The sequence below is a fragment of the Streptomyces sp. NPDC048442 genome, assembly GCF_040651475.1.
GTDB lineage: Bacteria > Actinomycetota > Actinomycetes > Streptomycetales > Streptomycetaceae > Streptomyces.
Genome location: NZ_JBEZKB010000023.1, coordinates 157,079 through 163,899, shown reverse-complemented (window position 1 = coordinate 163,899; position 6,821 = coordinate 157,079). Strand labels below are relative to the sequence as shown.

Genomic DNA, 6,821 nt, shown 5'->3' with positions numbered 1-6,821 from the left:
AGACCCCGGTCGGAGGAGAGCGGCAGCGCGGGGAGCGCGAGTGTCGCCGTCGTCGCCGAGGCCATGCCGGAGAACCACGCGGCAGGGCCCCGGGCCGCGTCACCCGCCGTCAGTTTGCGGCCAGGGTGGTGGCGGACTCCGGCCGGTCGCCGCGAGCCTGTGCGGCCGCTGACAGCAAGGATTGTGTCCAGGGGTGTTGGGGTGCCGTCAGGAGGTCGCGCACCGGTCCCTGCTCGCAGGTGCGCCCCTCGTGGAGGACGAGCGCACGGTCCGCGGCGGAGGCGAGAACCCCCAGATCGTGGGTGATCAGCACGACACCGAGGCCCAGTTCCCGGCGTAGTCCCGCGAGGAGTTCGAGAATGGCCGCCTGGACCCGTACATCGAGGCTCGACGTCATCTCGTCGCAGATCAGTACCTCGGGGTTCACGGTGAGCGCGCGGGCGATCGACACCCGTTGTCGCTGTCCGCCGGACAGCTCGTGCGGGTAGCGCCCGGCGAGTGCCGGATCGAGTTCCACCTGGGTGAGCAGGCCCGTCATCCGTTCGGTGGCCGCCGACGGCGCCATGCCGAGCTGGCGACGCAGCGGACGAAGGAGCGTACTTCCCACCGTACGGCGGGGGTTGAGCGAACCGCTGGAGTCCTGGGGCACCAGCTGGATACGCCGGCGCAACTCGGGCGAGCGGTCCCGCAGCGCCGTCGGCAGCAGGTCCCCTTCCAGCGACACCGTGCCCGCATCGGGGACGTGGGCGCCGGTGAGGCAGCGTGCGATGGTGCTTTTGCCGCTGCCGGACACCCCGAGCAGCGCCACGGATTCGCCGCGGTGGACCTCGAAGGAGACGCCGGACACCACCTGGCGCCGCTGCTTGCCGCGCCCGTGCCCCGCGCTCAGAGTGGCCACCCGCAGCAGTGGCGTCGGGGATGCCGGGGCAGGGGGTGCGGCCGCCGCACGAGCGCGGGCGGCGCTGTCCGTGGCCGGGGTCGCCCGGATCAGTTCGCGGGTGTAGTCGGCTGCCGGGTGGTCCAGGGTGTCGGGCAGGGGGCCCTGTTCGACGATCCGGCCGCGGCGCATCACGACGAGACGATCTGCGGTACCGGCCACCGACAAGTCATGCGTGATGAGGACGAGCGCCAGGTCGCGCGCGCGGGTCAGATGGTCGATCTGTTCCATGACGGCGCGTTGGGCATGGACGTCGAGCCCCGTGGTCGGTTCGTCGAAGACCAGGACGTCGGGCATCGAGGAGGTACTGCGTGCCAGGGCGAGCCGCTGTTGCTGTCCGCCCGACAGCTGGTGCGGGAACCGGCGTTGGAACGCCGCGTCGCCGGGCAGCGCGACCTCGGCGAGGCGGCGTGACACCTCGGCCGTCGACGCGGTGGCGGACAGCTCGGTGAGCTGTCCGCGCACCCGCAGCGTGGCGGTGAGCGCGGTGGCCGGGTCCTGCGGGAGGTAGGAGACGACCCGGCGGCGGTGCCGGCGCAGGGCGGAGCCGCGCAGGGCGAGCACGTCCTGGCCGTCGACCATGACGCTCCCGGCGGTGACCCGCAGGCCCGGTCGCAGGGCGCCGAGCAGGGCGAGCGCGAGGGTGGTCTTGCCGGATCCGGACTCGCCGACGATGCACACCCGTTCCCCTCGGCGTACGGAGAGGGAGACGGCGTCGAGGACGGGCGGCCCGCCGGGAGCGGCGATGGTGAGCCCGGAGACTTCGATCAGCCCGGAGACCTCGATCGGTCCGGAGACTTCGATCAGTCCGGAGCTGTCGATCGGTCCGGAGCCGTCGGACGGCTCGGTCGGCGGTTCGGTCGGCGGTTCGGCCGACTCGACGGATGGCTCGGCATGCGGCTCGACCGACGGCACGGCGGCCGCTTCGACAGGCGGCACAAGGTGGGGCCGCGTGGTCTTGTTCACTGTCCGATCCTTGCTGAGAGGCGGTCCAGAAGACGGTTGGCAGAGACGGTCAGCACACTCAGGAGCACAGCGGGGGCCAGCACACCCCAGGGGTTGAGCGAGATCCCCTGCATGTTCTGGCTGATCATGGCCCCCCAGTGGGGAGCCGCACTGCCGAACCCGAGAAAGCCCGCCGACGCGGTCAGGGTGATGGCGATCGCGAGACGGGTACCGGCGTCGGCGAGAACGGGTCGCACGATGTTGGGCAGCACATCCCGCAGCAGCACGGACGCGGTGCTCTCGCCGAGCCCGGCGGCCTGTTCGACGTAGGAGTTCTCTCTGACCTGGGCAGTCGAGGCAGCCGCCACCCGGGCCACGAACGGAACGCCGACCACGGCCACGACCGCGATCAGAGTGAGCGGCGAATTGCCCCAGCCATTGAGGAGCACAAGGAGTACGAGAACCGGAGGAAGCGCCAGGAACAGGGCGTTGAGCTGCCCGATCGCCGTATTCAGACGGCCTCCGAGATACCCCGCGAGCATGCCGAGCAGGGTGCCGAGCACAGCGGTGAGCAGGGTCGCGATCACCGGTACGAGGACCAGTTCCCGGCCGCCCGCGAGCAGCCGGGCCGCCACGTCACGGCCGGACTCGTCGGCGCCGAGCAGCAGTCCGGCCCGCGCGGCAGCGTACGGTTCGGCGCTGATCCACTCGGGGTCGGGCCCCACGACCCACGGCCCGACCACCGCCACCAGGCCGACGGCGAGGCCCGGCAGCACGCCGACCGCGCCGAGGATCCGGCGCAGCGGCCTACGGGGAGGCGGAGTTGAGCCGGCGTCGGGTGTACGGGACCGGGTCTCGGGGTTCTCTTCGGGTGTACGGGTTCGTGTCCCGGGGCTGTCGTGCGGGGAAGCCTTCATACCGCGGCCGTCCTCAGTCTCGGAGTGGCGAGCAGAGCGATGACGTCGGCCGTGGCCAGCGCGAGGATGATCACGCAGGCGAGGAGCAGCCCCACCCCTTCGAGCACCGGTGTGTCGTGCTGGCGCACCGCACCCACGAGTACCCCGGAGAGTCCGGGGTACGAGAACACCTGCTCCACCACGGCCGTACCGCCGAACAGGCCGCTGATCAGCCAGGCGAACGCATGGGCGCACGGCGGCACCACCGCCGGCAGCAGATGCCTGCGCAGGACGATGCCCTCCGGCAGCCCGGCCAGGCGCGCCGCTTCCACCGAGGGCAGGGAGTTGGCGTCCATCACGGTCGAGCGCACCAGGCGGGCGGCCCACGCGACAGCGAACGCCGAGAGCGCCGCGACGGGCAGGACCAGGGCTTCGGGGCGGTCCCAGACCCGGCCGCCGATCGGCGGCATCGCCACCGCCGGCAGCAGGCCGAGCATGGAGCTGAAGACCAGGGCGAGCAGGCTGGCGGTGACGAACTGCGGGATGGACACCAACGTCACCGAGGTGCCCGAGAGCATCCGGTCGGTCCGAGAGCCGGGACGGAGCCCGGACAGCGTGCCGAGGACGAGCGCCAGCGGCACGGCCACCGCCGCCGCGAGGAGGACGAGCAGGGCCGTCTCCATGAACGGTTCGGACACCAGGTCGGTGACCGGCTGCCGGCTGAACATGCTGGTACCCAGGTCCCCCTGGACGGCGGCAAGAAGCCACTCGGCCCACCGCAGCGCCCAGGGCCGGTCGAGGCCCCACTCGGCACGCAGGGCCTCGACCTGGTCAGGGGTCGCGTTGGTGCCGAGCGACGCGGCGGCCGCATCGCCCGGCAGCACCTCCGAACCGGCGAAGAGCAGGAACGAGACGGCGAGGAACAACGCGCAGGCCGCGAGCAGCCGCCGCGCCACGAACAGGGCGACGGTCATGAGGACGTGGCGCGGTCGAACATGGTCGCCGACTGGTTGACGTACACACCCTCAATGCCCTTGCGCGCGGCATCCGGCTGCTCCTGGAAGCCCCACAGGACGTCGCCGCCGTTGTCGTAGAACTCCTGCTGCAGAGCGGCGAACGCCTTCGCGCGGGCGTTGTCGTCGATGGTGGTCTGGGCGATCGCGAGCCGGCGCCACCAGTCCTTGCCGGTGCCGGTGACATTGAACGGGGCCTTCTGGTGGGTGACCGTCGCCAGGTGCACCGAGGCGGGCCGGTTGATGTAGTAGAAGGCCTGGAAGGGGTGGGTGGCCAGGGACTTGAGGTCCGCGTAGTACGAGTCGGCCGGCACCTCGTCGAGGGTCAACTTCACGCCTGCCTCGGCGAGCTGCTGGGCGAACAGCCGGCTCGCGCTGAGCATCCCCGGCACGATCTCGGACGTACGCAGCGTCAGTTCGCTCACCCCTGCTGCCTTGAACAGGCGGCGCGCCTGGGCCACATCGCGCTTGCGCGGCGCGAGGCCGGCCGCGTATCCCGGCAGGCCCTTGCCGATGACGTCGTCGGCAGGGGTGCCGAGCCCGAGCAGCGACTTGGCGACCAGCGCCTCACGGTCCACACAGAGCCGCACCGCGCGCCGTACCTGCGGGTCGTCGAAGGGGGCGAGTCGCTGGTTCATGGCGAAGGACAGGCCGTTGGCGTTGGCCACGCCGCTGCGTACGATGCTCAGCGCCTGGTTGGCGCGTTCGGCGCGCGCCGAGGCGGCACCGATGCCCACGGCGTAGTCGACCTGGCCGCTCTTGACCGCGTTGAGCCGGGCCGTGGGGTCGGCGATCCGGGTGATCTCCAGAGTCTGGACGGCGGGCTTCGTGCCCCAGTAGTCCTTGTTGGCGACCAGCCGCACTGTGCGCGCGTCGCTGGTGCCCAGCTTGTACGGGCCCGAGCCGATCGCCTTGGCGAAGTCCTTGGTCCCGTCCGGGAAGACCACCGAGAACACCACGAGCGAGCTCTCCTTGAAGTCGCCACGGGGACGCTTGAGGGGGATCTCCACGGTGTGCTCGCCGAGCACCTTGATGGCGGCGATGTCGACATCGGCGTAGACCGACGCACGGTTGCTCGGCGGGGTGGCGAGGGTCTTGATGCTGTACGCGACGTCGGCGGCCCGTACGGGGCGGCCGTCGTGGAACGTGACGTTCTTGCGCAGCCGTATCGTCCAGCGGGTGGCGTCGCGGTTCGGCTCGGCGGACTCGGCGAGGCCGTAGGCGTAGCGGCCGTCCTTGAGCACCATGAGCGAGTCGTAGACATGGCGCAGGGCTATGAGGCTGGCGCCGATGCTGGTGGTGCGTGGGTCGAGCCCGCTGCTGTTGGTGGCGTCCGCCGCGGCGATGCGCAGCAGGGAGGCGGCCCTCGCGCTGCTGCCCGTCGCGTCGGCCGCCGGGCCGCAGCTCACCAGCGCACCGGTGCCCACGACGGCACCGGCCGCGGCGCCGAACTGCAGGATGCGGCGGCGGTCGAACTCTGGTTTTCTGTTCATGAGTTGAGTTCCTCCGTAGGGGATCGGCGGTCCGTCGGGGCGCCGGCTCAGGCTTGTGGGGTGAACACCACGGGCAGGGCGGTGAGGCCGCGCATGATGCGGGTCGGGCGCCAGCTCAACTCCTCGGTGGCGCAGCCGAGTGCGATGTCCGGCAGCCGGCGCAGCAGAGCGCCCACGGCGACCTGGCCTTCGAGGCGGGCGAGCGGCGCACCGACGCAATGGTGGATGCCGTGGCCGAAGGCCAGGTGGGGGTTGTGGGTGCGTGCCACATCGAGCTCGTCGGGCCGGTCGAACTCCGCGCCGTCACGGTGCGCCGAGGCGATGGCCGCGGTGACCACGGAGCCCGCGGGCACGAGGGTTCCGGCGATCTCGATGTCCTCGACCGCGACGCGCATCGTGGACAGTTCCACCGGCGGGTCGAAGCGCAGGAACTCGTCGACGGCCGTCGCAAGGAGCTCCGGCTTGTTCTTGAGCAGCTCCATCTGATCCGGATGCGTGAACAGGGCGAGCATCCCGTTGTTGATCAGGTTGACGGTGGGCTCCTGGCCGGCGCTGAGCAGCAGCATCGCGGTGGAGATCAGTTCGGTCTCGGAAAGCCGGTCCTCGGCGTCACGGGCCGCGATCAGTCCGCTGAGCACGTCCGGCTGGGCCGCGGCGCCGTCCACATCGCCGAGTGCGGCGCGCTTCTCGGCGAGCAGATCGGTGAAGAACTGCCGCATCAGGGCGTAGCCCTCCTGCGGCCCCATGGTGTTCTCGTCCACCTGGTCGGGTGCGGTCAGCATCGCGGTGGCCCACCTCCGGAAGTCGCTGCGGCGCTCCGGCGGGACCCCGAGCATCTCGCAGATGACCGCGACGGACAGTGGATGGGAGAAGTCCTCCACGAGGTCCGCCTCGCCCCGTGACGCGATGCTGTCGATGAGCCCGTCGGCGATCTCCTCGACCCGCGGCCGCAGTTCCTCCACCCGGCGCATGGTGAAGGCCTTGCCGACCAGACGGCGCAGCCGGGTGTGGTCCGGCGGGTCGGTGTTGAGCAGGTGGTAGAGGTAATCGGCCTTGTCGTCCTTGTCGCTGGTGACGTACCCGGCGCTGCGGAGCTTCTCGTAGGCCCGCTTGGGGTCCTTGGAGAGCCGTTCGTCGTTGAACGCGTCGCGCGCCTGCTCATAGGTGAGGATCAACCAGCGCTCCAGGCCGTTGGGCTCCTTGACCTGCTGCACCACGGTCCGCTCACGCATTTCGGCGTACATCGGATACGGATCGACCCGGGAGCCCGTGGGCAGGACGGGCGGATCTTCGGCGCTCTGCGGGGACTGCGTCATCTGTCTCTCCAATCGGGCGGCAGACCCGTCGGGCCGGTGCACGGGCCGTGCTCGGTGGCGGGCCGGGCGGTGGCGCCGGCCTGCGGCGCACAACCGGTTTCAGGCGCGATGAAAGTTCGAGCGCCGCTCGGCTGCTCGATGGTCCGGGTTTCCACGCGCATGCGTCTGCTCCGAATTGAGCACCGCCCGGCAGTGACGTACGGCAGTGACGCACGGAAGCG

The 6,821-nt window shown here is 71.0% G+C and carries 5 protein-coding genes; all 5 read right to left on the bottom strand.

Annotation, left to right across the window (positions count from 1 at the left end; genetic code table 11):
- Positions 1 to 109 precede the first annotated feature (109 nt).
- From AB0D18_RS29390 to AB0D18_RS29370, 5 genes are read right to left on the bottom strand one after another with little or no spacing between them, the layout of a single operon-like run.
- Positions 110 to 1,903 carry an ABC transporter ATP-binding protein gene (locus AB0D18_RS29390; RefSeq protein WP_362425027.1) on the bottom strand — a complete coding sequence of 598 codons (1,794 nt, stop codon included), beginning with the start codon at positions 1,901 to 1,903 and terminating at the stop codon, positions 110 to 112.
- On the bottom strand, positions 1,900 to 2,799 hold the full coding sequence (locus AB0D18_RS29385; protein WP_362425024.1) for an ABC transporter permease subunit: 900 nt from the start codon (positions 2,797 to 2,799) through the stop codon (positions 1,900 to 1,902). The genes AB0D18_RS29390 and AB0D18_RS29385 overlap by 4 nt, the downstream gene beginning before the upstream one ends.
- Positions 2,796 to 3,752, bottom strand: coding sequence for an ABC transporter permease (locus tag AB0D18_RS29380; RefSeq protein ID WP_362425022.1), 957 nt, complete (start codon positions 3,750 to 3,752; stop codon positions 2,796 to 2,798). The genes AB0D18_RS29385 and AB0D18_RS29380 overlap by 4 nt, the downstream gene beginning before the upstream one ends.
- Positions 3,749 to 5,284, bottom strand: coding sequence for an ABC transporter substrate-binding protein (locus AB0D18_RS29375; protein ID WP_362425019.1), 1,536 nt, complete (start codon positions 5,282 to 5,284; stop codon positions 3,749 to 3,751). Before AB0D18_RS29375 ends, AB0D18_RS29380 begins: the two co-directional genes overlap by 4 nt.
- A 47-nt stretch (positions 5,285 to 5,331) precedes the next feature.
- Positions 5,332 to 6,600: a cytochrome P450 gene (locus AB0D18_RS29370; protein WP_362425016.1), complete on the bottom strand. Its 1,269-nt coding sequence runs from the start codon at positions 6,598 to 6,600 to the stop codon at positions 5,332 to 5,334.
- Positions 6,601 to 6,821: the final 221 nt, after the last annotated feature.

Bases quoted from the DNA above. Each gene is read 5' to 3' on its own strand.
- AB0D18_RS29385 (WP_362425024.1), bottom strand. From the start codon at position 2,799: ATGAAGGCTTCCCCGCACGACAGCCCCGGGACACGAACCCGTACACCC.
- AB0D18_RS29380 (WP_362425022.1), bottom strand. From the start codon at position 3,752: ATGACCGTCGCCCTGTTCGTGGCGCGGCGGCTGCTCGCGGCCTGCGCG.
- AB0D18_RS29375 (WP_362425019.1), bottom strand. From the start codon at position 5,284: ATGAACAGAAAACCAGAGTTCGACCGCCGCCGCATCCTGCAGTTCGGC.
- AB0D18_RS29370 (WP_362425016.1), bottom strand. From the start codon at position 6,600: ATGACGCAGTCCCCGCAGAGCGCCGAAGATCCGCCCGTCCTGCCCACG.